Origin of the sequence: Chromatium okenii (genome assembly GCF_002958735.1) — a bacterium.
Taxonomy (GTDB): Bacteria; Pseudomonadota; Gammaproteobacteria; order Chromatiales; family Chromatiaceae; genus Chromatium; species Chromatium okenii_A.
Map to the genome: position 1 here is coordinate 18,944 of NZ_PPGH01000018.1, position 25,203 is coordinate 44,146.

Here is a 25,203-nt window from a genome sequence, read left to right on the forward strand (position 1 = left end):
ATTAGCGCGGCGCTGCCGTCATCAGATTGCCGCCAGCGCCGCGTGCTCAATGAATGCCTTGCAATCGGAATGAGTGCCGGAAAATCAATTCAGCACTCAATGAGGATATTAACGGGCTGGGGTTTGAATGGGCGATTGCTATAACAATTGTGCTGGGTTTAATTGTGATCGCTTGCCGGTTTCATTACGACGATTAAAACGCCGGTTCTATGCAAAACCGCCACCGAACGCATAACGCACGGTGGCGGTTTTAGGAACGATTATTTCAATTGCGGTTTTTTATTCATTCAACTGCAATTAAAAAGCAAAAAGATCAAATCACTGTCCGCCACGGACGAGGCGGACGTGGTTACTGCTGCTCCGAAGGTCGTAGCCATTGTAAAAGCTCATGTCCCAAGCGTAGTCCGTGCTGTAAGCATTCGGAGAACCGGATCAAAAAAACCAATTCGGTGTATTTGGAAATGCCGCTACTAAAAACCTATGAAAATCCATGATTTTCTAGTATTTATTCACACCGTCAACGCAAAAGCCACGATAAAACTGTGGTCTCACTTTGCTCTTGTGTGCATTTAAGGTCTCGGCTGTAACGTGTCCAGACCGTATTGATTTAGATTGAGCGCGGCATTCAAATCTCTATCCGCGCTAAATCCACACTCGCAGGTAAAAATTCGCTCTGCAAGAGATATAGCAATTCCAATACAAAATGATTTTATAAATGAGGAGTGAAAAGCAAATGACCTACTCTGTTGATTTCCGTCGTCGAGCATTAGAAATAAAAGAAAAATTTAACCTTACTTATAGTGAAACTGCCCGCAGGTTAGGAGTTGGCTCTGCGAGTTTAATTCGCTGGAATAAAGAACTAGAGCCACAAAAGCATCGCAACAAACCTGCAACTAAAATTAACACTAATCAACTGCTAAAAGATGTTGAAACGTATCCTGATGCTTACCTTCAAGAACGTGCCGATAGATTGCAAGTGAGCAAGAGTGGTATTGGTGCAGCCTTGAAAAGATTGGGCATTAGTCGAAAAAAAAACATTTTCTCATCCCAAAGCAGATGACCAAGCACGTCTTGCATTTCAAGAACGCATAGCAAGCTATAAAACAACTAAAAAAACAATAGTTTATATTGATGAAAGTGGATTTGCTAACGATATGCCGCGTTCTTATGGATACTCTCCTATCGGAAAAAAGTGTTTAGACAAGCGCAATTGGCATGAAAAAGGACGAATAAATGCTATTGGGGCAATAACTGACTTTAATTTAGTGACGGTGACTTTATTTACCGGTTCAATTAACTCTCAAGTTTTTCTTTTATGGATAACCGATGATTTGTTGCCAAAACTACCAGCAAACTGCGTTCTTGTCATGGATAATGCTACTTTTCACAAAAGACAAGATATTCAGCAGAAGATTAAAGCAAGCGGACATATTTTAGAATACTTACCACCATATTCACCTGACTTAAACCCGATTGAACACTACTGGTCAAAAGCAAAAGCGATTCGCAAAAGGAACCATTGCACAGTTGATGCTTTATTTGCCTGTAATTTGTAATCATTTTATGCTGGATTAGCTATAACTCTGCTTTGATTTTTCCACAACACGAACAGGTTTTACTGCTGGGGAAAAATCGATTGGCAACCACAACGACACAATTTCTCAATTGAGCCTTGTACTCAATCATCTGACGTAAATAACCAAAACCAGCATCGCTAATTGCACGACTGAGGTTTCTATTTTTTACCATGCCTTTAACGTTTAAATCTTCAACAGCAATCACGTCAAAAGTCTTGGTTAAATCGTCGGATACTTCATGCAACAAGGCTTGCCGTTGTCTTGCAATACGAAAATGAAGTTTTTGAATCTTGAGCTTGGCTTTCGCTCGGCGGTTTGAACCCTTCACTTTCTTGGCTAAATTGCGTTGAAGTTTTGCCAATTGTCGCAGGCTTGCTTTCAACTTTTGATTGGTAGAAAACACTTTACCCGTGCTTAAAACGGCAAGTGCTTTGATACCAAAATCCACACCAACTGATTGTTGGCGGTCAACATCGTGGGGATTGTAATCTTCTGTTTCAGTTAAAATTGAAGCAAAATACTTTCCTGCATGTTTTGAAATCGTGACTTGTTTTGCGATGCCTTGAAAACGTAAAGGTTGACGCAGTTCAATTTTAGTTTTGAGTTTTTCAATCCGTAATTCACGACCGTTAACATCAAATTTTGCGGATTCACGCAACGCAAAACTATCTTTAATATCTTTCTTTTTGAAACGAGGAAAACCTGCTTTTCGTTTGGCTTTTACGTGCCTAAAAAAGTGCTTAAAAGCGTTATCTAAATCATCAATTGCATTGCAGGTGACACGACTGGAAACTTCGTTGTACCACGCAAATTCTTTACGAAGTACGTTAATGTAATGCTGATATGCTTCATTTTTTGACCATTTATTTTCTGGCTTTGAAAAATGCGCCAATAACTGATTATAGCAATGGCGTTTGGAGCCACAGGCTTTATCCAAGTACACCATCTGTTCAGGTGTGGGGCGCAATTCAATTTTGTGTGCCAGTAACATATACTGTACTCAACTAAGCAGTGGTCTCAGTTAATTCTAAATTCAGCAGTGTCGTTTTGGCAATAATTCACCTGATAACTCCCACTTTCTTAACGTGTCGGAACTTGTTCCAAGTCATTTTGGGAAACACTGATTAAATAGCCAGCATCATTGCGATCTAAATGATAAAATAGGCATCAGTCGTAATGTAAATATGATACCAGCATGAAACAATGTTCTTTTGCACAATCAGAATTTTTAGCAAAAAAGAAAACGACGCGCCGTGAACGTTTTCTCCATGATATGGAAAAAATTGTTCCATGGTCAACTTTGGTTAAAGCATTGACACCTTATTACTACCCTGATAGTCAAGGTAAGCGTGGTCGTCCGCCAATAGGATTAGAGCGGATGTTAAGGATGTACTTTGTACAGCAATGGTATCATCTTGCTGATGAGGCACTGGAAGATGCAATTTACGATAGTCAATCATTACTGCAATTCATAGGTATTGATTTGAGTGTTGAAGCGGTACCAGATGCAACAACACTGTTGAAATTTCGCCATTTACTCGAACGTCATGCACTGACTACAGTGATTTTTTCTACAATCAATGCGCAGTTACGCGAGAAAGGATTGTTGTTAAGGAAACACTGATTAAATAGCCAGCATCGTTGCGATCTAAATGATAAAATAGGCATCAGTCGTAATGTAAATATGATACCAGCATGAAACAATTTTCTTTTGCACAATCAGAATTTTTAGCAAAAAAGAAAACGACGCGCCGTGAACGTTTTCTCAATGATATGGAAAAAATTGTTCCATGGTCAACTTTGGTTAAAGCATTGACACCTTATTACTACCCTGATAGTCAAGGTAAGCGTGGTCGTCCGCCAATAGGATTAGAGCGGATGTTAAGGATGTACTTTGTACAGCAATGGTATCATCTTGCTGATGAGGCACTGGAAGATGCAATTTACGATAGTCAATCATTACTGCAATTCATAGGTATTGATTTGAGTGTTGAAGCGGTACCAGATGCAACAACACTGTTGAAATTTCGCCATTTACTCGAACGTCATGCACTGACTACAGTGATTTTTTCTACAATCAATGCGCAGTTACGCGAGAAAGGATTGTTGTTAAATCAAGGGACAATCGTTGATGCGACCATTATCAATGCCCCTTCTTCAACAAAAAACGAAGCAAAAGAACGCGATCCAGAAATGCATTCTACTCGCAAGGGAAATCAATGGTATTTCGGAATGAAAGCACACATTGGTGTTGACGTTAGTTCTGGGTTAGTGCATACCGTGGTTGGCACGGCGGCAAATGAGCATGATGTCACTCAAGTTGAAAACATTTTACATGGTCAAGAACAAAAAGTTTTTGGTGATGCTGGCTACACTGGTGCAGATAAACGCGAAAAAGTTAAAAACAAATTTAATGAAAAAGTGGTCAGTTGGAATATCGCTGAAAAACGTTCTAAAGTTGAAAAAATGGATGATGGTTTGTTGAAGAATCTCACGCAACAGATTGAAAAAGTTAAGGCGCAAATACGCGCGCGTGTTGAACATCCATTTCACATTATTAAAAATCTATTTATGCACCGTAAGGTACGTTATAAAGGGCTTGCGAAAAACACTGCGCAACTACAAACTTTGTTTGCCCTGGCTAATCTCTTAATAGCAAAAAAGGCGCTGTTAAAAGCCTAATATAGAGTTCACAGCATAAGAGTACCTTAATTTTACCTAATAAAGAGGTTGACTATTTTGAATCACTAAAGCAAAAACTATTTATTTAATATCCCCTCTATAAAAATATGCTTTTAAAAAGGCAACGTGGAGAACATTAAATAGATCAGCGGTTCCTTTGCAGCCTCGCCTATCTTAACTAATTTTTTATTCATAATCATATATTAGCATCAACTGTTACAAGCCCCCGTTCAACATATCTGAGCCATTATCAACACCGAGATAATTCGCGCCGGAGGTGGTGGCGTAACCCGTCGCCACTGCCAATTGACCGGCAGTGTCATCATGCCCGGTAAAGGTCACGCCATTAAACGCACTGCCCGACGCAAAAGTCCCGACGGACAACGCATCAAAATTCAACGTCGCAACGGAAGTGTAGCTGCCGGTCGCCGTCATAAACGCGTTGTAGTTGGTATAAGCGATTGGCGCAGCAATGGCGCTACCGATACTTGCCGCACATAACACAGTCGCGGTGATAAAACCGGACGATTTGCCGAGCATTAACATCTCGATCTCCCTTAACACATTGATAAAACAATAATTCACTGCTGTGCCCCGGTGGTTAATCACACTCTGACTCGCACAAAATAACCCACTGCAACGGCTTAATCACATTTGATGCCAAAATTATTAGTCATTGAAAATAATAGTGAAATTTACAGCGCATCCCATTTTCCTGATTAAAACAACAGCAAAGTGTAAAAAAACATGACACGTCTTCGCCGCGCCCTAAAAACACTGCGCTCCTGATTGAATCAAATTTGCGCAACGTATCATCACCTTGTATTCACAGGAGTGACGCAGTGGAAAGAATTGCGCTAAAATAAAAAGCGGAACACTGCAAAATAGACTGAACAAAATTATATTCAGTTTTTAATTGCTATTTTTATCGAGCCGGAATAAGCATCATGAACGCTAAAAATAAAAGTGTATGAAATACTATGCGATTTTACTTGTCAGTTCCATCGTATGCGTTATTAGCCAACTGCGTAACTTCTGTTGGAATTACGATCTCTATGGCGCAGCACCTGATCGGTCGAATCGAATTGTTTTGGGCAATTGTCACGGCGATGTCGCGTTACGACTGCCCGCTAGCAACCGACTGCAGCGCCAACGTGGTAGAATCTGCCCCCTTCACAACACGCATTTCTGCGGTTTTTGACCCAGATTACCCTGTCGTTTCCTAGTCGGTTTATTACGCCCATGCCAGATTTTGCCCGCGAAGTTCTCCCGATCAATCTCGAAGACGAGATGCGCCAGTCTTACCTTGATTACGCGATGAGCGTCATTGTGGGGCGAGCGCTGCCTGATGTGCGCGACGGTTTGAAACCGGTACACCGACGGGTGCTGTTTTCCATGAGCGAGCAGGGCAACGTGTGGAATCGTGCTTATCGCAAATCTGCCCGCGTGGTCGGCGATGTCATGGGCAAATATCACCCGCATGGCGACTCGGCGATTTACGACACGATGGTGCGCATGGCGCAGCGGTTTTCGCTGCGTTATCTGCTGGTAGATGGGCAGGGCAACTTTGGTTGTTTCACTAGCGACACTGCGATCAAGCTCGCTGACGGCACGGAAAAGACTTTCGAGGAACTAGCGCATCTGCCGCCGGAGGAAAAATTTCACGTTTACGCAGTGGACAAGACCGGCAAAATTGTCATCGCCGAGGGACGTCATTCACGGATCACTCGCCCCGCCGCACCACTGGTGGAATTGACGCTTGATCATGGCGCAATCATTCGTTGTACGCCCGATCATCGCTTTATGTTGCGCAATGGAACCTATAAAGAAGCGCAAACACTGACGCTTGATGACCATTTAATGAGCGCAGTAGCTCATCCGACTTCTGCGAATACGGCAAGCGCATTAATTGCAGAAAAAAATCACCGTGTCATTTCCATTCGCCAGCTTAATGAAACCGCTGACACTTACGACATCACGGTCGATGAACATCACAACTTTTTATTAGCCAGCGGCGTATTTGTGCATAACTCCGTCGATGGCGATCCACCAGCGGCCATGCGTTATACCGAGGTGCGAATGATGCGCCTCGCCGATGCACTGCTCGACGATCTTGATAAAGAAACTGTTGATTTCGTTCCGAATTACGACAACACCGAGCACGAGCCAACGGTATTGCCCGCCCGTTTTCCCAATTTGCTGGTCAACGGTTCATCGGGCATCGCGGTTGGTATGGCGACCAATATCCCGCCGCACAATTTGCGCGAAGTGATTGATGCCTGCCTCGCGCTAATTGATAACCCATTGACCACGCTGGAAGAATTGATGTTGATCGTGCCCGGACCGGATTTTCCGACCGCCGCGATCATCAACGGCATTGCTGGCATTCGTGAGGCGTATCGCACCGGACGCGGACGCTGCGTGATGCGAGCGCGTACCATTTCTGAAGTGCAATCACGCAGCGGGCGCGAGGCAATTGTCGTCACTGAATTGCCGTATCAAGTGAATAAAGCGCGGCTATTGGAACGTATTGCTGAGTTAGTAAAAGAAAAGAAAATCGACGGTATTGCGCCGGATGGTTTGCGTGATGAATCCGATAAAGACGGAATGCGCGTTGTGATTGAATTAAAACGCGATGCTCATGCTGAAGTGTTATTAAATAACCTGTTTCAACACACGCAGATGCAGCAGGTATTCGGCATTAACATGGTGGCGCTGGTCGATGGTCGCCCGCTCACGCTCAACCTCAAGCAAATCCTCGAATTTTTCCTCCGCCATCGCCGCGAAGTGGTCACTCGCCGCACCCTATTTGAACTGCGAAAAGCGCGGGAACGGGCGCACATTTTGGAAGGCTACGCCATTGCGCTGGCCAATATCGACGCAGTGATTACGACGATTAAAGCAGCAGGAAATCCTACTGAAGCCCGCGAACGCTTGATGATCGGATTGTGGTCGCCGGGCGGCGTGACGGCGATGCTGGCGCGAGCTGGCGCTGAACACACGCGCCCCGATGGTTTGGAACGCGAATTTGGTTTGAATCCAGAAGGTTATCAATTGAGTGAGCGGCAGGCAAAGGCGATTCTTGATCTGCAACTGCATCGTTTGACCGGTTTAGAACAAGAGAAAATCCTCAAAGAATTCAGTGAGATTTTAGAACGCATTGCTGCGCTACTGCTGATTTTGTCCGATGCAGTGCAATTAATGGCGGTGATTCGTGAAGAATTGCTTGCCATCCGCGAACAATTTGGCGATGAACGCCGCACTGAAATTCAAACCGATCACACCGATTTAACGCTAGAAGATTTAATTACACCGGAAGAATTGGTGGTGACGTTATCGCATGAAGGTTATGTGAAAGCGCAACCCATTAGCGATTACCAAGCGCAGCGACGCGGCGGTAAAGGCAAAAGCGCAACTTCATTCCGTGAAGAAGATTTTATTGACCGGATTTTTGTTGCCAATTCACTCGACACCATATTATGTTTTTCCAGTCGCGGGCGCGTTTATTGGCTCAAAGTGTATGAATTGCCGCAAGCCGGACGCAGTGCGCGGGGGCGTCCAATGGTCAATTTATTGCCATTGGAACCGGGTGAACGTATCAATGCACTACTGCCGGTGCGCCAATATGAAGAAGGTTATTCTGTATTCATGGCAACCAGTGCTGGCACAGTAAAAAAGACGGCGCTCACTGATTTTTCACGTCCATTATCTCGCGGCATTATTGCGATTGATTTGCGTGACGATGAAGTATTGGTTGGAGTCGCAATTACTGACGGCAAACAGGATTTGATGCTATTTGCTTCCGACGGTAAAGCAGTGCGTTTTGCGGAATCACATGTTCGCGTGATGGGACGCACGGCGCACGGAGTACGCGGTATTCGTTTGAAAGAAAACCAACGCGTGATTGCGCTGGTAGTGCCGGAGCCGGGCACTGTATTGAGTGTGACTGAAAATGGATATGGCAAACGGACTCGCGTTGAAGATTTCCCCACTAAAGGACGGGGTACTCAAGGCGTGATTGGGATTAGCACTTCTGAGCGTAATGGTGCGCAGGTTGGTGCAGTATTAGTGCGCCCCGGCGATGAAATCATGTTAATTACCGAAGGCGGCACGTTAATTCGTACCAGTGTCGATCAAATTCCAATCGTTGGTCGCGCTGCGCAAGGCGTTAAACTCATTAATTTGAGTGAGGGTGAGCGTTTGGTGTATGTCGAACGGATTGTGGCATTGGAAGGTGGATTGGAACAGGAAGATGGCGCTGAAGGTGAGGAAATCAATACTGATCATGTTGAGTAACTGAAATACCAGATGCTGTATAAAAAACTGTCTTTTGTGATCTTCTCAATGCTATTGAAGCCGCGTACCAACGTCAACTCGCAAGCTGTTAATCAGCACGATAATTAAGTAATCAACCACTATTCACCAGAGGAACAAAATGATGGCTCGTGTGTATAACTTCAGTGCCGGTCCCGCCATGCTGCCGGAATCCGTATTGCAGCAAGCGTGTGATGAAATGCTCGATTGGCGCGGCAGCGGCATGTGCGTGGCGGAAATGAGCCATCGCGGTAAAGAATACATGTCAATTGCGGCGGAAGCAGAAGCGGATTTGCGCGAGCTGTTGAATGTGCCCAACAATTATAAGGTGTTATTTTTACAGGGCGGTGCATCCAGTCAATTCGCTGCGGTGCCGATGAATTTATTGCGCGGCGGCAGCAGCGCCGATTATATCAATACGGGTTCGTGGTCAAAAAAAGCAATTTCTGAAGCACGGCATTATTGCAGTAACGTCAATGTCGCTGCGACAACTGAGGAGAGCAAATTCACTCGCGCCCCTGTGCCAGCAGAGATTCAACTCAGTGGCGATGCTGCGTATTTGCATTACACGCCGAATGAAACGATTGAAGGTGTTGAATTCGCCTACATTCCTGAAACTGGCGGCTGTCCGCTGGTGGCGGATATGTCATCGACGTTATTGTCGCGCCCAATTGATATATCGCGCTTCGGTTTAATTTATGCCGGTGCGCAAAAGAATATCGGGCCGGCGGGATTAACCATTGTGATTGTGCGTGAGGATTTAATTGGAATGCCAATTGCCGGTACGCCAACGATGTTTGATTACAAAATCCACGCTGATAATGATTCGATGTATAACACGCCCGCAACCTATGCGTGGTATTTGGCTGGTTTGGTATTCAAATGGCTGAAAGATTTGGGCGGTTTGGATGCAATGGCAATCATCAATCAACGCAAAGCGGCATTGCTTTATAATGCAATTGATTCCTCCAGTTTTTATGCCAATCCGGTGCAGCCAACTGATCGCTCGTGGATGAATGTGCCATTTACGTTGGCGAATCCGGCGCTGGATGATGCCTTTTTGAAAGGTGCGAAGGCGGCTAATTTGACCACGCTCAAAGGGCATCGCTCGGTCGGCGGGATGCGCGCCAGCATTTACAACGCGATGCCGGAAGCGGGCGTGGCGGCGCTGGTGGAATTTATGCGCGAATTTGAACGGACGCAGGGTTGAATGATGTTCAAAATCCAGACCTTAAATAACATTTCAGTCGCCGGTTTGGAGCGTCTGCCGCGTGATCGCTACGAGGTCGCGTCCGAGATCGCCAATCCCGATGCGATTTTGGTGCGCTCGGCGAAGATGCACGAGCTGCCGATTGCGCCGTCGGTCAAGGCTATCGGTCGCGCTGGTGCGGGTACGAATAACGTGCCGGTTGCAGCGATGACTGGGCGCGGCGTGGCGGTGTTCAATGCACCGGGCGCAAATGCCAACGCAGTCAAGGAGTTGGTGATCGCGGGAATGCTGATTGCGGCGCGGAATATCGCGCAGGCGTGGCAATTTTCCCGCTCGCTGACCGGCGACGACGCGGCGATCAGTCAGGCAGTCGAGAGCGGTAAAAAACAGTTTGGCGGGTTTGAGCTGCCGGGGCGGACGCTGGGCGTGATCGGTCTCGGCGCGATTGGCGTGAAAGTGGCCAACGCAGCGCGGGCGCTGGGGATGAAGGTCATCGGCTACGATCCGACGATTACCGTGCGGCGGGCGTGGCAGTTGGAAAGCGACGTGCAGGCGGCGTTGAGTATCGACGATCTGCTGGCGCGGTCGGATTTTGTAACTTTTCATGTGCCGCTGACCGACGCGACGCGCCACATGATTAACGCCGAGCGGATTCAGACGTTGCCGAAAAATGCGGTGCTGCTGAACTTTTCCCGTGAGGGCATTTTGGACGATGCCGCAGTCGTGGCGGCGCTCGATCAAGGGCATCTGTACGCCTACTGCTGTGATTTTCCTAGCAATTTGCTGAAAGATCATCCGCGAGTGGTGACGCTGCCGCATCTGGGCGCGTCCACCCGCGAGGCTGAAGACAACTGCGCGATCATGGTTGCCGATCAAATCCGCGAGTATTTGGAAAGCGGCAACGTCACCAATGCGGTCAATTTCCCCGAAATTTGCTTGCCATTCAACGGCGATCACCGGCTGGCGATTGTGAATAGCAACGTGCCGAATATGGTCGGGCAGATTTCCACCGATCTGGCCGCAGCGGGTTTGAACATCATCGACATGCTCAATCGCTCACGCGGCGATGTCGCAGTGACGCTGATTGATGTCGATCAACGGTGCAGCGATGAGACGCTGGCGCGGTTACAAGGCATCAGCGGCGTGTTGTCGGTGCGGCGACTCGGCGGTTAATACGGAGAAAGCGGGCGTGATGGCGACAAGCAGCAATACCGGACTCGACGCAATTCGCAATCAGATTGATGCGATTGATTTGGAACTGTTGCGGCTCCTCAGCGACCGCGCCCGCTGCGCCCAGCAGGTCGCGCAGCTCAAATTGGGAAATCCCCCCGCCCCCCTTTTCCAAAGGGGGGAGACAAAAAGCCCCCCTTAGAAAAAGGGGGTCGGGTGGATTTGAAGCGGTGCAGTTTTATCGCCCCGAACGTGAGGCAGCAGTGTTGCGGCGGATCAAAGCCGCCAATCCCGGGCCGCTGAGTGATGAAGAAATGGCGCGTCTGTTCCGCGAGATCATGTCGGCGTGTCTCGCACTGGAGCGCCCGCTCAACGTCGCCTTTCTCGGCCCCGAAGGCACCTTCACCCAAGCGGCAACGATCAAGCATTTTGGGCATTCGGTGGTCACGCGGACGATGGCGACCATCAGCGATATTTTTCGGGAAGTGGAAGCTGGCGCGTGTGATTTCGGCGTCGTGCCGGTGGAGAATTCAACCGAGGGCGTCATCAGCCATACCCTTGATTTATTTATGACTTCGCCGCTGCGCATCACCGGCGAAGTCTGTTTGCGGGTGCAGCATCATTTGCTCAGTCGCCTACCTGCGCCGGCCGAGATTCGCGTTTTATATTCGCATCAACAATCGCTGGCGCAGTGTCGCGGCTGGTTGGATCGGCATTTGCCGCACGCCGAGCGCGTTGCCGTCGCCAGCAATGCCGAAGCTGCGCGTCGCGCCGCCCACGAAAGCAATGCCGCAGCAATTGCGGGAATTCAAGCGGCGGAGATTTACGCGCTCAAAATTCTCGCCGAACGCATTGAAGATGAACCGGGCAATACCACGCGCTTTTTAGTGATTGGTGCGCAAGATGCGCCGGCGAGTGGACAAGATAAAACCAGTTTATTGTTATCGTGTCGCAATCAAGCGGGCGCATTGCATCAATTATTAGCACCGCTGGCTGCGCACAGTATTAGCATGACGCGCATTGAATCGCGCCCTTCGCGGCGTGATATTTGGGATTATGTCTTCTTTATTGATGTCGTCGGTCATCGAGAAGATAGCGCATTGAATAGCGCCTTGGCGCATTTAGAACAGGCATCTTCACTCTTCAAAATTCTCGGTTCCTATCCCGTCGCGGTGCTGTAATTATGCAATGGGCGCAAATTATTGAAGACCCCATTTTGCAAAACCTGCCGTATAAAATTGAATTGAATGAATGGGGAAACATTGTTTTGAGTCCCGCCTCAAATAAGCACGGGCTGTTACAAGCCGAGTTGGTCGGTTTTCTCAGAGACAACAAAGCACAGGGTAAAATCATCACGGAATGCTCAGTGCAAACGACAAAAGGCGTGCGGGTCGCAGATGTCGCGTGGGGTTCAGCAGATTTCTTTATGCGCAATGAATTAGAAACGCCGTATCAAGAAGCGCCAGAACTGTGTATTGAAATCAGTTCTCTGTCCAATTCTAAACGGGAACTGACAGAAAAAATTGATTTATATCTCGCAAAAGGTGCGCGAGAAGTGTGGATTTGTGATGACAACGGCAACCTGCAATTGTTTACGCATCGCGGTCAAATAGAAACATCGTTATTATTTCCGACTGTGCCCACTCAACTGTATTGTTAATGACACTATTTTATGAATTATGCTGACAATGATTTTCTCGCTTTAGCCGCACCTTGGGTCGCAGAATTAACGCCTTATGTGCCCGGCAAACCCATCAGCGAATTAGAGCGCGAGCTGGGAATTCGCAATGCCGTGAAATTAGCCTCAAATGAAAACCCGCTCGGCCCAGGCCCGAAAGCATTGGCAGCAATGGCAGCATTAGCCAATGAATTGGGACGTTATCCTGACGGCGGTGGTTTTGAATTGCGGCGGGCGTTGGCGGAATTTCATGGCACCTCACCAGCAGCAATCACGCTCGGTAATGGTTCCAATGATGTGCTGGATTTAATTGCCCGCACCTTTTTACAGCCGGGCGTTGAATCGGTTTATTCTGAATTTGCGTTTGCGGTATATCCCATTGCCATTCAAGCGGTTGGCGCAACTGCCCGCGTCGCGCCAGCACGGAATTATGGACATGATTTGAATGCAATGCTCGCGCTGATCAATGAACAAACTCGCGTGGTTTGGATTGCAAATCCGAATAATCCGACCGGCACTTGGTTAGCCGCAGCGCCATTGCGTTCATTTCTCGGCGCAGTACCAAAAAGCTGTTTAGTCGTGATTGATGAAGCCTATACGGAATATGTCAATGAACCGGATTTTCCCGATACGACGCATTGGCTGGAAACCTTTCCCAATTTAATTGTCACGCGCACCTTTGCGAAGGCGCACGGTTTGGCGGCGTTGCGGGTTGGTTATGGCATCAGCGATCCGCGCCTTGCCGAGCTGCTCAATCGGGTGCGCCAGCCCTTTAATGTCAATGCCTTAGCGCAGGCAGCGGCGACGGCGGCGATCAGCGACCGCGAGCATGTGCGGGCGACGGTCGAACTCAATCGCGCCGGAATGCAGCAGGTGAGCGTCGGTTTGACGGCGTTGGGGCTGGAGTTCATCCCGTCGGTGGGCAATTTCGTGACCGTCGATTGCAAACGTCCGGCGGCGGCGATCAATGAGGCGCTGTTGCAGCGCGGAATCATCGTGCGCCCGCTGGCGAATTATGGGCTGCCGAATCATTTGCGCATCAGCATCGGGCTGGAAGCAGAAAATGCGCGGTTTCTCAGTGCGTTAGCGGAAGTGTGTGCAGCATGATTGAGCGATTGACCATCATCGGCGTGGGCTTGATCGGCGGGTCGCTGGCGCGGGCGTTACGCGCTGCTGGCGCAGTCGGTGAGATTGTCGGCTGCGGGCGCTCGCTGCCGAATTTGGAACGGCGGTGGAATTGGGCGTGATTGACCGTTTCACGCCAGAACCAGCGGCGGCAGTGGCGGATGCCGATATGATTTTTGTCGCCGTCCCGCTGGGCGCGATGCGCGGCGTGTTCGCAGCCATTGCTGGACAGTTGCGACCGGAGGCGATTGTGACCGACGGCGGCAGCGTCAAAGGCAGCGTGGTGGCTGATGCGCTGGCCGCATTCGGGCAGATTCCGCCGCGTTTGGTGCTCGGTCATCCGATTGCCGGCACGGAGCACAGCGGCGTGGAGGCGGCGCTGGTGGAGTTGTATCAACAGCGGCGGGTGATTTTGACGCCACTGCCGGAGACCGATCCCGCAGCGTTGGCGCAGGTGCAGGCGATGTGGGAACGCTGCGGCGCGGAGGTGACGCAGATGTCAGTCGCGCATCACGACGAGGTGTTGGCGGCGACCAGTCATCTGCCGCATCTGTTGGCGTTTGGGCTGGTGGATACGCTGGCGCGGCTGCGCGAGAACGATGAGGTGTTTCGTTACGCGGCGGGCGGTTTCCGCGATTTCAGTCGCATCGCGTCGAGCAATCCGGTGATGTGGCGGGATATTTGTCTGGCCAATCGGGAAGCGTTGAGCCTGATGCTGGCGCGGTTTGGCGCGGAAATGACCGATCTGGCTGGCAGCATTCGCCGCGCTGATGGCGAGCATTTGCTGGATATTTTTACCCGCGCCAAAGCTGCGCGGGATCGTTATGTGGACAGTGTTAAAGAGTAAATGGCATCAGACCGGCAATCACGCGCCGCCCTTCGGAAATCAAGATGTTATAGGTGCGACAAGCGGCCCGGTGTCCATCACCTCAAAACCAATGCCGCGCTCTAGCACCGCAAAATACAGGCTTGGATCAGGAAACACCTGCCGACTGCCGGTTCCCAGCACGATGATTTGCGGCGCAAATGCCAGCAGTTCATCAATAGATTCCGCTGTTAAATCCGCAAGTTGCAGCGACCAAGGCGCGATAATCTGCGTTGGCGTCACGATCAAACCCTGCGCATACCGCTGTTTACCGATGACCACGCCGTGCGTGTCGTAGGCGTCGATCAGGTATCCGTTGGCATTGTCTGCTTCAGAAAATCTCATGGTGGTTGGCGTCGCTGTGGCGCTAATGTGACATATTAGAAAACGATGATATTCTTGACTTGCTCGCCCTTAAACCGTAATATCCGGCGACTGAAAATGCTGGCTCAAGCCATTGCTTAATTCTTCACCTTACTAAATAAGTGCCATATCTCAAACGGGATAGATCAACAATTCAATCCCTCCTACGCGTGGGAATGGTCGAACGTTTATATCATTGATACAATGGTCGCTGTCAATGATTTGATTATTTAGAGAAAGATCGCACGATTAATAAGTGATCACTCTAAAACACCTGATGAATAATCTGACGTGATACATGTAAATGTTGCCCAGTTTTGCTGCGGCACATCTATGTACGCGAATTCAAAATTCCCTTTCCTGATGAATTGATAGGAGAGAACGAAAAATGGCTATTGATAAGCACATTACCCCGATGCTGGATCAACTCGAAACTGGCCCTTGGCCGAGTTTCATTTCGGGTATTAAACGTCTGCGTGATCAGCATCCGCAAACGCGCATCAATGAAATGACCAACGACCTGCTCGGTCAGCTTGAGCACTCCTATGAAACCCGCAAGGGCTATTGGAAAGGCGGCACGATTTCCGTGTTTGGTTATGGCGGCGGTATTATTCCGCGCTTCTCAGAAGTGGGTTCGGCGTTCCCAAAATCTAAGGAATTCCACACCATCCGCGTGCAGCCACCAGCCGGCAATCATTATACAACTGCAATGCTGCGCCAATTGGCAGACAGTTGGGAAAAGTTTGGTTCTGGGTTAATTACCTTTCACGGTCAGACCGGTAACATCATGTTTATCGGTGCGGATAGCCCTAGCATTCAACCCTTCTTTGATGAAATCAATGATTACGGGTGGGATTTAGGTGGCGCTGGTCCTTGCGTGCGTACTGCGATGTCTTGCGTCGGTGGTACCCGCTGTGAAATGTCCTGCACCAACGAATTAAAAGCGCATCGGTTGTTAGTGAATAACTTCGTGATGATGTGCATCGCCCCGCTCTGCCGTATAAATTCAAGTTTAAGGTTTCTGGCTGCGCGAATGATTGCCAGAATGCGATTGAACGCTCCGACTTTGCCGTCATTGGCACTTGGCGCGACGATATGAAAGTTGACCAAGCTGAGGTCAAGAATTATGTCGCCAGCAAAGGGCGTCAGTATTACATTGATAACGTGATTACCCGTTGCCCCACGCAGGCATTGTCATTAAATGATGATGATACGCTGGCAGTGAATAATCGTGATTGCGTGCGTTGTATGCACTGCTTAAATGTGATGCCCAAAGCATTGCATCCGGGCGATGACAAGGGCGTCACCATTCTGATCGGCGGCAAGCGCACGCTGAAAATCGGCGATCTGATGGGCACGGTGCTGGTTCCGTTCAAAAAGCTGGAGACCGAAGACGATTACGAGTCGATGGTCGAGCTGGCGGGAACCATCATTGATTTCTGGGCAGAAAACGGTCTGGAACACGAGCGTTGCGGCGAGATGATCGAGCGCATCGGGCTGGCGAATTTCCTCGAAGGCATCGGCGTCGATCCTGATCCGAACATGCTCAGTCACCCGCGCCAGAGTTCCTACATCCGCATGGATGGCTGGGATGAAGCGGCTGAATCGTGGTTTGAGCGCCAATCGGAAGCTGGCAAGTAATTTCGGTATTTTCAGGCGCTTGAGCGGCTGGTTGCGATGCGCCGCCAGACTCGCCGCGCCCGAAATGCTCCGATCCCAACGACCATCATCAAGACTGAACTTTAAGAACTGGAGGAAAGGCAATGGCGGAAATGCGCGAGCCGATTGAGTCTGGATGCCCCGATCCTTGGCAATACATCCATCCCGTGATGCGTAAAAACTTCGGGCAATGGAAATATCACGACCATCCGCGCCCCGGCGTGTTGCTGCATGTGGCATATAGCGGCGACAAAATCTGGACGGTGAAAGCCGGCACCCAACGCATTCTCGACGTGTTCACGCTGCGCAAGCTGTGCGACATCGGCGATGAATTTGCCGAAGGTCATGTGCATTTCACGCTGCGCTCAAACATCGAATATATGGTCAGCGACGAGACGAAAGTGCAGCCGCTGATTGACGCGCTCGAAGGCGCGGGCTTTATCGTCGGCGGCACTCAGAACTCAGTGGCGATGATTTCGCACACCCAAGGCTGGCTGCATTGCGACATTCCCGGCACCGACGCTTCTGGCGTGGTCAAGTCGATGATGGACGAACTCATCGACGAATTCCGCAACGCCAACATGCCCAACCGTGTGCATATCACCACTTCCTGCTGCCAGATTAACTGCGGCGGTCAGGGCGACATCGCCATCAACATTCAGCACACCAAACCGCCCAAGATCAATCACGATCTGGTCGCCAACGTCTGCGAACGTCCGTCCGTCGTCGCCCGCTGCCCGGTGGCTGCGATTCGTCCGGCGATGGTCAACGGCAAGCCCTCGTTGGAAGTGGACGAGCGCAAGTGCATCTGCTGCGGCGCGTGTTTCCCGCCCTGCCCACCGATGCAAATCAACGACGCTGAACATTCCAAGCTGGCGATTTGGGTTGGTGGCAATCACTCCAACGCTCGCGGCAAGCCGACCTTTCAAAAGTTGGTCGCAGCCGGCATCCCGAATAACCCACCGCGGTGGCCGGAAGCAACCGCCATCGTGAAGCGCATTTTGAAAGCCTATAAAGAAGGTGCGCGGGATTGGGAACGGGTGAACGAATGGATTGAGCGTATTGGTTGGCCGCGCTTCTTTGAAGAAGTCGAATTGCCATTCACCAAATATCACATTGATACTTGGCGCGGAGCGCGGGCGAGCTTCAATAGCTCAACCTATATCCGTTTCTAATTGCAGCAGCGAGCGGTATTTGATCTTGATTAAATACCGCTCGCTATTGAACAAGCTGATCGCTTTGCAGTTATTCGCTATTGAGGAGGACTGAATGAAGTTTGCACTTCAGATTAACGAAGGCCCTTATCAGCATCAAGCATCTGATTCGGCGTATCAATTCGCCAAGGCAGCATTAGAAAAAGGGCACGAGATTTTTCGGATTTTTTTCTATCACGACGGCGTTAATAACGCGACGCGCTTAACCACGCCACCGCAAGATGATCGCCACATTGTGAATCGCTGGGCAGAATTAGCAGAACAACACAATTTAGATTTAGTGGTTTGCGTTGCTGCCGCCAACGACGCGGAATGGTCGATGACGGTGAAGCCAGCCGCAATGGTAAAGATGCCACCAATATCCATCCCAAGTTTCGTATTTCTGGCTTGGGGCAATTGGTTGAAGCTGCGATTCAAGCCGACCGTTTGGTCGTTTTTGGCGATTAAGAGGAATAACAGCAATGTCTGAAATCGTCAAAAAATTCATGTATGTGAATCGTAAAGCGCCGTATGGCACCATTTACGCTTGGGAAGCCTTAGAAGTCGTGTTAGTTGGTGCGGCTTTTGATCAAGACGTGAGCGTGATGTTTATTGATGATGGCGTGTATCAATTGGCCAAAGGTCAGGATACGAAAGCCGTTGGCATGAAAAACTTTTCTCCGACTTATCGCACGCTCGGCGATTATGAAGTCAAGAAAGTGTATGTCGATCAAGCATCATTGGAAGCGCGTGGCTTGACGCAAGATGATCTGGTTGAGATTGCTTGGGAAGATATGGAGACTGAAGAAGAAGTCGACAATATCGTTGAGGTCATTACGTCAGAGCGCGTGAGCGCCTTGATGAATGAATCCGATGTGATCTTCAGCTTCTGAGGCGATGACGAATGAGCATTTTACACACTGTGAATAAATCACCCTTTGAGCGGAATTCATTGGAATCCTGCTTAAAGTTTGCCACCGCTGATGCAGCAGTATTGCTGTTTGAAGATGGCATTTATGCGGCATTGACTGACCAGCGTTGAGCACAAGTTACTGCTGCACTCGGCAAATTAAAGATTCATGTGCTAGGTCCAGACCTGAAAGCACGGGGCTTTTCTGAAGACCGCATTATTGCGGGAATTAACGTCGTTGATTATGCCGGCTTCGTTGATTTAACCACTGCGAATGATACGGTTCAGGCTTGGTTATAACGTTTTGTTTTTGACACCACAGAGGAAATCACAATGTCAGACATGATTGATGTAGACGGCAAGCAATACGCCGTAGATGAAGAAGGCTATTTAGCCAATTTGAATGAATGGGTTCCGGGTATTGCTGGCGTGATGGCCAAGCAGGACAATTTGGAATTGACTGATGAACATTGGGACATCATCAATTTCCTGCGTGAGTATTATGAGGAATACCAGATTGCTCCCGCCGTGCGCGTATTAACCAAGGCGGTTGGTAAGAAGCTCGGTAAAGAGAAGGGCAACAGCAAATATCTGTACAGCTTATTCCCCTATGGCCCAGCAAAACAGGCTTGTCGTTTTGCTGGTCTGCCGAAGCCAACTGGCTGCGTGTAAGTCTTTTTCATTCTGGGATGTCACGCGGCATCCCAGATTTATTTATTGATCCGCCGAGGTCGCAGCAACATGGCGTTTTTAACAACTTTCTACGCCTTTTTATTCTATTTTGCCGCGCTGGTTTTTGTGACCGGAGTGCTGTTTAAGATTACGCAATATGCGCGCACTCCTGCTCCATTAAAAATTCCAACCACGCCAGCTCCAACGACCACCAGTGGGGTGGTGTTGCGAATGACACGCGAAGTGGTTTTATTTGAAAGCCTGTTTCGGGGCAACAAATGGACGTGGATTTTCGGCTGGATGTTTCATTTCGGTTTATTACTGGTCACGCTGCGGCATTTACGCTATTTCATTGAGCCGGTGTGGTTTCCCATTGAACTCGTGCAGCCGTTTGGCATTTATGGCGGTATGGCGATGATTGTGGGTTTAACGGGATTGTGGGCGCGGCGGTTCTTGGTGGATCGGGTGCGGTATATTTCTGCCCCTTCAGATCATTTAATTCTCGCTTTGTTGGTGCTGATTGGCGTCAGCGGTTTATTGATGAAATTCGTTTTTCATAGCGACATCGTTGAGATCAAAGCCTTCTTTATGGGTTGTATGCGTATGATTTTCAGCCGCTGCCGTCTGATCCGTTGTTATTGCTGCATCTGTTCTTAGTGGCGCTATTGTTAATCATTTTTCCATATAGCAAATTACTCCATGCGCCGGGATTATTTTTTAGCCCAACTCGCAATCAAGCGGATAACCCGCGTGAAGTTCGACATATCGCGCCTTGGGCTCAACAACTCGAACAGAAATAAGCCCTTGAGTAATTCCGCACGTTCGCAGACGAGACTGATTTATGGCTAAGGCAACCTTTTTAGTTCCTGAGTTGACCCAGTACACCGAAGTTCCGGCAGTCACGCCCGGCGCAATGGCGCATAGCTCGCCGTTTGTGGCAAAGCCGGATTTTCAAGAGCCGCTCGGTTATCCGGGTGAACTCGTCGATGATTGGCAAAATAAAGCCATCGATAAGATGGGCGAATTGCTGGGTAAATATCGCTCGCTACGGGTGTATATGGATGCCTGCGTGAAATGCGGCGCATGTACCGATAAATGCCATTATTTTCTCGGCACCAGCGATCCGAAAAATATGCCAGTGGGTCGTCAAGATTTAATGCGCAAGGTTTATCGGCGCTATTTCACTGTCGCTGGCAAATTATTTCCCAAATTAGTTGGCGCAGAAGATTTCACGAAAGAAGTGCTTGATGATTGGTATAGCTATTTTCATCAGTGCTCGCAATGTCGCCGCTGCTCGGTGTTTTGCCCTTATGGAATTGATACCGCTGAGATTTCAATGGCAGCGCGTGAAATCATGGATTGCATTGGCGTTGGGCAAAAATACTGCAATGAAATTATCGCCAAAGTTTATAAAGTCGGTAATAACTTAGGGCTTCCCGGCCCGGCGCTGATTGATACGTTGGAAGGTTTAGAAGAAGACGTTTACGACGAAACCGGCGTGCGGGTGCGTTATCCGATTGATCAAGTTGGCGCGGAAGTGTTGCTGGTGACGCCTTCGGCGGACTTTTTCGCCGAGCCGCATGTGGACGGTTTGATCGGCTACGGCAAGATGTTTCACGAGTCCGGCGTGACGTGGACGCTGAGTACGCAGGCTTCGGAAGCCGCTAATTTCGGCATGTTTATCGGTTCTTACGACAACATGCGCCGCATTTCCCAGCGTATTCGGGAAGCGGCGATCAAGCTGAAAGTCAAGCGCATCGTGTTTGGTGAATGTGGTCATGCGTGGCGGGTGGCGTACAGCTTTTTGAATACGCTGGCGGGACCTTGGGATTTTCTCGATCCGCGCTATCCGGTGCCGCAGCACATTTGCGAGTTCACCTATGACCTGATTCAGCAGGGCAAGTTGACGTTCGATAAGAGCGAAAACGACGACAAGGTGATGACGTTCCACGATAGCTGCAACGTCGCTCGCGCTTCGCGCATGGGTGATACGCCCGGCGGTCAGTTCGAGATTCCTCGCGCCATCATTCGCGCTACTTGCAACCACTTTTACGATATGGACGAGGACACCATCCGCGACCGGACGTTCTGTTGTGGCGGCGGCGGCGGGTTGCTGACCGATGATTTGATGGAGCTGCGCGTGAAAGGTGCCAAGCCGCGCATGGATGCGTTGAATAACGTCATTCAAGAAAAAGGCGTGACGCACATGGCGGCGATCTGCGCCATTTGTAAAACCCAGTTTAGTAAAGTCTTGCCGTATTACGGCATGGATATGAGTCAAATCATCAGCTTACATCAGCTCGTTGGCGACGCGATTGTGCTCACGCCCGATCCCGAAGATGCAGATGATGACGATAGCGATGACGAGGACGACGATTAAATTGCACTGGTCGGTCACTTGCTGCGCAGCGCGAGTGACCACCACGCGACGCCTGCAACTGCATCACAACGATTGAGACCAACGGCGGTGCCAGCCGAAGCCGCCGATCCCCCTGAATACGAACGTCCTGATTTGGCATCAGGACTCAACTGGCATAAGGAGATTGAGCACGATGGCGACTTCCAGCGACGAGATGACAATGAAGCCCTCCTGGCGCCGTTTTGAAGACGGCGAGCACGTCTGGGAGAAGCTGACCGACCAGATTTTTAATCAAGACCGCTCCCACAAATGCCCGACCTACGTCCACAAGACGCCGCCGTGTCAAGGCAGTTGTCCGTCCGGTGAAGACATTCGCGGCTGGTTGCAGATCGTGCGCGGCATGGAACAACCGCCGCAGGGCATGGACTGGCGCGAATATGCGTTTCTCCGTTCCACCGACGCCAATCCGTTCCCATCATTGATGGGGCGCGTCTGTCCGGCGCCGTGTCAGGACGGCTGCAATCGCAACGAATTAGAAGATTTTGTCGGCATCAATGCCGTTGAGCAGTTCATCGGCGATACCGCCATTGCCAACGGCTACCAATTTGCCCCCGCGCCAGCCGACACCGGCAAGCGCATCGCCATCATCGGCGGCGGCCCCGCTGGTTTAGCGGCAGCGTATCAACTGCGCCGCAAAGGTCACGGCTGCACCATTTTTGAGGCGAACGAAGGACTGGGCGGCATGTTCCGCTTCGGCATTCCCGGCTATCGCGTCCCGCGTGACAAATTGGACGCGGAAATCCAGCGCATCCTCAACCTCGGCTTGATCGAGGTGAAGCTCAAAACCCGCGTCGGCACTGATGTCAGCGTGGAACAGCTCGAACAAGACTATGACGCAGTGTTGTGGGCGCTCGGCTGCCAGAGCGGACGCGGACTGCCGGTTGATGGCTGGAAAGACACGCCCAACTGCGTCTCCGGCGTCGCCTTCCTCAAGGCGTACAACGAAGGGCGGATGAAATTCACCGCGCAAAAAGTGGTCTGCGTCGGTGGCGGCGATACCTCGATTGACGTGGTTTCCGTAGCGCGTCGGCTCGGTCACATCACCAAACATGGGCAAAGCGAGCTGCCGGAGAGCGTGATTCGTGACGGTTATGTCGCCCACGATGCTGCGACCGCAGCAGCGGCGGAAGGCGCAGAAGTCACGCTGACCTCGTTGTTTACCCGCGACAAAATGACTGCGTCTGAGCACGAAGTCCACGATGCCAATCGTGAAGGCGTCACCGTGCTGGACGGCGTGATGCCGCTGGAAGTCATCAAAGATGCCAACGGTCGCGCCACTGGCTTGAAAGTGTGCGATTGCACCATGACTGACGGGCGGCCGACCGCGATTGCTGGCACCGAGCGCGTGTTGGCAGCGGATTTGATCGTGTCGGCAATCGGGCAAGGTGGCGATCTCACCGGCTTGGAAGGCTTTGATAACGGACGCGGTTTGATTGATGCCGACAAGTTTTATCAGGTGCCCGGCAAGGCGGGGCATTTCGTCGCCGGCGACATCATTCGCCCGCATTTGCTGACGACTGCGATTGGGCAGGCGTGGGTGGCGGCGGATTCGATTGATGCCTATGTCAATCACGCTGAAAACAAGCGCCGTCCGAAGGTGGACGTGCATCACTTTGATTTGCTGGATAAAATGACTGAGGCACATCTCGCGCCCACGCCATTTGTTCCCGCCGAGCAGGGCGATATGCGCGGCACTTCCGATGCGAATTTTGCGATTCACAATTACGAAGATCGCTCCAGCGCCGAAGTCATTCCGCACGATGAGTTATTCCTCGGTCATTTCAATTACGTCGCTCGCAACCTGCGCCAAGAAGAGGTGCCGACAGCGGAAGATGTGCTCGGTCATTTCCACGAGCGCGTCATCGGCTTGACCGAAGCGGAAGCCATCAACGAAGCCAAGCGGTGCATGAGCTGCGGGCTGTGTTTCGAGTGCGACAACTGCGTGATTTATTGCCCCCAAGATGCGATTTCTCGCGTGGACAAGAAAAACCGCACCACCGGTCGTTATGTGCAAACCGACTATTCGCGCTGCATCGGCTGTCACATTTGCGCAGATGTCTGTCCGACCGGCTACATCAAGATGGGTTTGGGCGAATAAATGCCCACGGAGGCGTCGATGGCTAAAAGCGTGCTCACAGTTGGCCTCGTCGCGCTGGGATTGGTCTGGGCGCTTGCCCAGACTGCTCAAGCCGATGATATGAAACGCTATGTGGTCGCGGGTTCACAGGCTGCCAAACTGGAGTCCTGTGTCGAACCGACTGAGCTGATGCGCCGCCAGCACATGGAATTCATCAAGCATCAGCGGATTGCGACGGTTCACGAAGGCATCCGCATCGAAAAATATAGTCTGTCGGGATGCGTGGACTGTCATATCAGCTACAACGCGGAACAGATTCCGCAGCCGATCAATCAGGCGGATCAATTTTGTGGTGCCTGCCATGCGTTTGCGGCAGTCAATCTCAATTGCTTTGACTGTCACGCGGCGGTGCCGAACGGAACGCCGCTGGATGCGGCAGCGATGGCGGCGCACGACGCTGCTGGCGTTGCGGCGCAGGTGCAGTCGCATCGTGATGGGGAAAATCATTGATATGAAAGACGACAACGACGCAATTGACCCGCAACGCCGCGCCTTTTTAGGCGTCGCTGCGGGAGTCACTGCCGCCGTCACGGTGGCACCCGGCGTGTTGCTGCACACGGTGGACGCCGCGCCGCGAGCGGAGCCGGTCACGTCTGATGTGCGCTGGGGCTTGCTGATTGACACGGCGAAATGTGTTGACGGGTGCTCGGCGTGCGTTGACGCCTGCCACCATGAAAACGGCTTGAATTTGCAGACGATGCCGGCCGAACAGGCGGTGAAAAAGTGGGAAACGCAAAAGCCGGCGTGGGTGCGCAAAGTCAAGTTGCAAGACAACCAAACCGGACGGATGACGACCTTGCCGCTGATGTGCCAACACTGCGACGATCCGCCGTGCGTGGACGTGTGCCCAACTGGTGCGTCATTCAAACGCGCTGATGGCATTGTGATGGTTGATCGTCATTTATGTATTGGCTGCCGCTATTGCATGATGGCGTGTCCGTATAAAGCTCGCAGTTTTATTCATGGCGATGTACACGGGCAATTAACGAGCGTGCCACGCGGCAAAGGCTGTGTTGAAAGCTGCAATTTATGTGTGCAACGTCGTGATTTTGGTCAAGAATCAACTGCGTGTGTTGATGCGTGCGCGGCGGAAGGTCATCACGCCATTGTATTCGGTGATCTCAAAGACCCCGATAGCACCATTTGCAAATTGCTGAATGAGATGCCGAGCCGTCAACTCCGAGAAGATTTGGTTTTGAATACGGGCGTGCGCTATTCCGGTGTCTAAT

General features: G+C 50.4%; 20 protein-coding genes and 7 pseudogenes. 22 read left to right on the forward strand and 5 right to left on the reverse strand.

The window, feature by feature from the left end:
* Positions 1-569 precede the first annotated feature (569 nt).
* Positions 570-767: a zinc ribbon domain-containing protein gene (locus CXB77_RS24365; protein WP_105072757.1), complete on the reverse strand. Its 198-nt coding sequence runs from the start codon at positions 765-767 to the stop codon at positions 570-572.
* Here CXB77_RS24365 and CXB77_RS03145 point away from each other — a divergent pair.
* Together CXB77_RS03145 and CXB77_RS03150 are read left to right on the forward strand one after the other, a co-directional pair.
* Positions 734-1,060, forward strand: a complete 327-nt coding sequence (locus CXB77_RS03145; protein ID WP_105072549.1) for an IS630 transposase-related protein — start codon at positions 734-736, stop codon at positions 1,058-1,060. The genes CXB77_RS24365 and CXB77_RS03145 overlap by 34 nt on opposite strands.
* 28 nt (positions 1,061-1,088) lie before the next feature.
* Complete coding sequence (locus CXB77_RS03150) at positions 1,089-1,556, forward strand: IS630 family transposase (protein WP_242445440.1); 468 nt, start codon at positions 1,089-1,091, stop codon at positions 1,554-1,556.
* 19 nt (positions 1,557-1,575) lie between these two features.
* On the opposite strand, the gene CXB77_RS20190 is transcribed toward CXB77_RS03150, so the two are convergent.
* Positions 1,576-2,568: an RNA-guided endonuclease InsQ/TnpB family protein gene (locus CXB77_RS20190; RefSeq protein WP_197710976.1), complete on the reverse strand. Its 993-nt coding sequence runs from the start codon at positions 2,566-2,568 to the stop codon at positions 1,576-1,578.
* 204 nt (positions 2,569-2,772) lie between these two features.
* Here CXB77_RS20190 and CXB77_RS03160 point away from each other — a divergent pair.
* A pseudogene (locus CXB77_RS03160) lies at positions 2,773-3,195 on the forward strand (transposase); the annotation flags it as partial.
* Positions 3,196-3,272: 77 nt separating this feature from the next.
* On the forward strand, positions 3,273-4,259 hold the full coding sequence (locus tag CXB77_RS03165; RefSeq protein WP_105072759.1) for an IS5 family transposase: 987 nt from the start codon (positions 3,273-3,275) through the stop codon (positions 4,257-4,259).
* A 216-nt stretch (positions 4,260-4,475) separates the two neighbouring features.
* Here the strand turns inward: CXB77_RS03165 and CXB77_RS03170 are convergent, their stop codons facing one another.
* Positions 4,476-4,805, reverse strand: a complete 330-nt coding sequence (locus CXB77_RS03170; protein ID WP_105072760.1) for a hypothetical protein — start codon at positions 4,803-4,805, stop codon at positions 4,476-4,478.
* A gap of 696 nt (positions 4,806-5,501) precedes the next feature.
* Between CXB77_RS03170 and gyrA the strand changes: the two genes are divergently transcribed.
* The 7 genes and pseudogenes from gyrA to CXB77_RS03205 all read left to right on the forward strand — a co-directional run bounded on the left by gyrA (position 5,502) and on the right by CXB77_RS03205 (position 14,603).
* Complete coding sequence (gene gyrA / locus CXB77_RS03175) at positions 5,502-8,555, forward strand: DNA gyrase subunit A (RefSeq protein ID WP_105072761.1); 3,054 nt, start codon at positions 5,502-5,504, stop codon at positions 8,553-8,555.
* Positions 8,556-8,697: 142 nt separating this feature from the next.
* Entirely contained in the window at positions 8,698-9,783 is a 1,086-nt protein-coding gene (gene serC / locus CXB77_RS03180; RefSeq protein WP_105072944.1) for a 3-phosphoserine/phosphohydroxythreonine transaminase, read from the forward strand.
* A 3-nt stretch (positions 9,784-9,786) separates the two neighbouring features.
* The gene (locus CXB77_RS03185; RefSeq protein WP_105072945.1) at positions 9,787-10,956 is read left to right on the forward strand and encodes a phosphoglycerate dehydrogenase; all 1,170 of its coding nucleotides are present in this window, start codon (positions 9,787-9,789) and stop codon (positions 10,954-10,956) included.
* A 19-nt stretch (positions 10,957-10,975) separates the two neighbouring features.
* A pseudogene (gene pheA, locus CXB77_RS03190) lies at positions 10,976-12,134 on the forward strand (prephenate dehydratase).
* Between the two features lie 2 nt (positions 12,135-12,136).
* A complete protein-coding gene (locus tag CXB77_RS03195; protein WP_105072763.1) occupies positions 12,137-12,613 on the forward strand; it encodes a Uma2 family endonuclease in 477 nt (158 codons plus the stop codon).
* A 12-nt stretch (positions 12,614-12,625) separates the two neighbouring features.
* Positions 12,626-13,738: a histidinol-phosphate transaminase gene (gene hisC, locus CXB77_RS03200; protein WP_105072764.1), complete on the forward strand. Its 1,113-nt coding sequence runs from the start codon at positions 12,626-12,628 to the stop codon at positions 13,736-13,738.
* Positions 13,735-14,603: pseudogene (locus CXB77_RS03205) on the forward strand (prephenate dehydrogenase). Before hisC ends, CXB77_RS03205 begins: the two are co-directional and overlap by 4 nt.
* 39 nt (positions 14,604-14,642) lie before the next feature.
* Here the strand turns inward: CXB77_RS03205 and CXB77_RS03210 are convergent.
* On the reverse strand, positions 14,643-14,966 hold the full coding sequence (locus CXB77_RS03210) for an Mth938-like domain-containing protein (RefSeq protein ID WP_242445391.1): 324 nt from the start codon (positions 14,964-14,966) through the stop codon (positions 14,643-14,645).
* Positions 14,967-15,372: 406 nt separating this feature from the next.
* Here CXB77_RS03210 and dsrA point away from each other — a divergent pair.
* The 8 genes and pseudogenes from dsrA to dsrK all read left to right on the forward strand — a co-directional run bounded on the left by dsrA (position 15,373) and on the right by dsrK (position 21,798).
* Positions 15,373-16,625 (forward strand): annotated as a pseudogene (gene dsrA / locus CXB77_RS03215) (dissimilatory-type sulfite reductase subunit alpha).
* A gap of 122 nt (positions 16,626-16,747) precedes the next feature.
* Positions 16,748-17,818 (forward strand): dissimilatory-type sulfite reductase subunit beta, encoded by a 1,071-nt coding sequence (dsrB, locus tag CXB77_RS03220; protein ID WP_105072765.1) that lies wholly within the window; start codon positions 16,748-16,750, stop codon positions 17,816-17,818.
* Positions 17,819-17,912: 94 nt separating this feature from the next.
* Positions 17,913-18,304 (forward strand): annotated as a pseudogene (gene tusD, locus CXB77_RS03225) (sulfurtransferase complex subunit TusD).
* A gap of 14 nt (positions 18,305-18,318) precedes the next feature.
* Entirely contained in the window at positions 18,319-18,729 is a 411-nt protein-coding gene (tusC, locus tag CXB77_RS03230) for a sulfurtransferase complex subunit TusC (RefSeq protein ID WP_105072766.1), read from the forward strand.
* 11 nt (positions 18,730-18,740) lie between these two features.
* Positions 18,741-19,046: pseudogene (gene tusB, locus CXB77_RS03235) on the forward strand (sulfurtransferase complex subunit TusB).
* Between the two features lie 33 nt (positions 19,047-19,079).
* Positions 19,080-19,418, forward strand: a complete 339-nt coding sequence (locus CXB77_RS03240) for a TusE/DsrC/DsvC family sulfur relay protein (RefSeq protein WP_105072767.1) — start codon at positions 19,080-19,082, stop codon at positions 19,416-19,418.
* A gap of 69 nt (positions 19,419-19,487) precedes the next feature.
* Positions 19,488-20,218, forward strand: a pseudogene (locus CXB77_RS03245) (respiratory nitrate reductase subunit gamma).
* Between the two features lie 41 nt (positions 20,219-20,259).
* Positions 20,260-21,798, forward strand: coding sequence for a sulfate reduction electron transfer complex DsrMKJOP subunit DsrK (dsrK, locus tag CXB77_RS03250; protein ID WP_105072768.1), 1,539 nt, complete (start codon positions 20,260-20,262; stop codon positions 21,796-21,798).
* Positions 21,799-21,812: 14 nt separating this feature from the next.
* Here the strand turns inward: dsrK and CXB77_RS19520 are convergent, their stop codons facing one another.
* Positions 21,813-21,998 (reverse strand): hypothetical protein, encoded by a 186-nt coding sequence (locus CXB77_RS19520; protein WP_172452503.1) that lies wholly within the window; start codon positions 21,996-21,998, stop codon positions 21,813-21,815.
* On the opposite strand from CXB77_RS19520, the gene CXB77_RS03255 reads away from it, so the two are divergent.
* From CXB77_RS03255 to dsrO, 3 genes are read left to right on the forward strand one after another with little or no spacing between them, the layout of a single operon-like run.
* Positions 21,971-23,935: an NAD(P)-binding protein gene (locus CXB77_RS03255; RefSeq protein ID WP_105072769.1), complete on the forward strand. Its 1,965-nt coding sequence runs from the start codon at positions 21,971-21,973 to the stop codon at positions 23,933-23,935. The genes CXB77_RS19520 and CXB77_RS03255 overlap by 28 nt on opposite strands.
* 18 nt (positions 23,936-23,953) lie before the next feature.
* The gene (locus tag CXB77_RS03260) at positions 23,954-24,424 is read left to right on the forward strand and encodes a sulfur reduction protein DsrJ (protein WP_105072770.1); all 471 of its coding nucleotides are present in this window, start codon (positions 23,954-23,956) and stop codon (positions 24,422-24,424) included.
* Between the two features lies 1 nt (position 24,425).
* Complete coding sequence (gene dsrO / locus CXB77_RS03265) at positions 24,426-25,202, forward strand: sulfate reduction electron transfer complex DsrMKJOP subunit DsrO (RefSeq protein WP_105072771.1); 777 nt, start codon at positions 24,426-24,428, stop codon at positions 25,200-25,202.
* Position 25,203 lies beyond the last annotated feature (1 nt).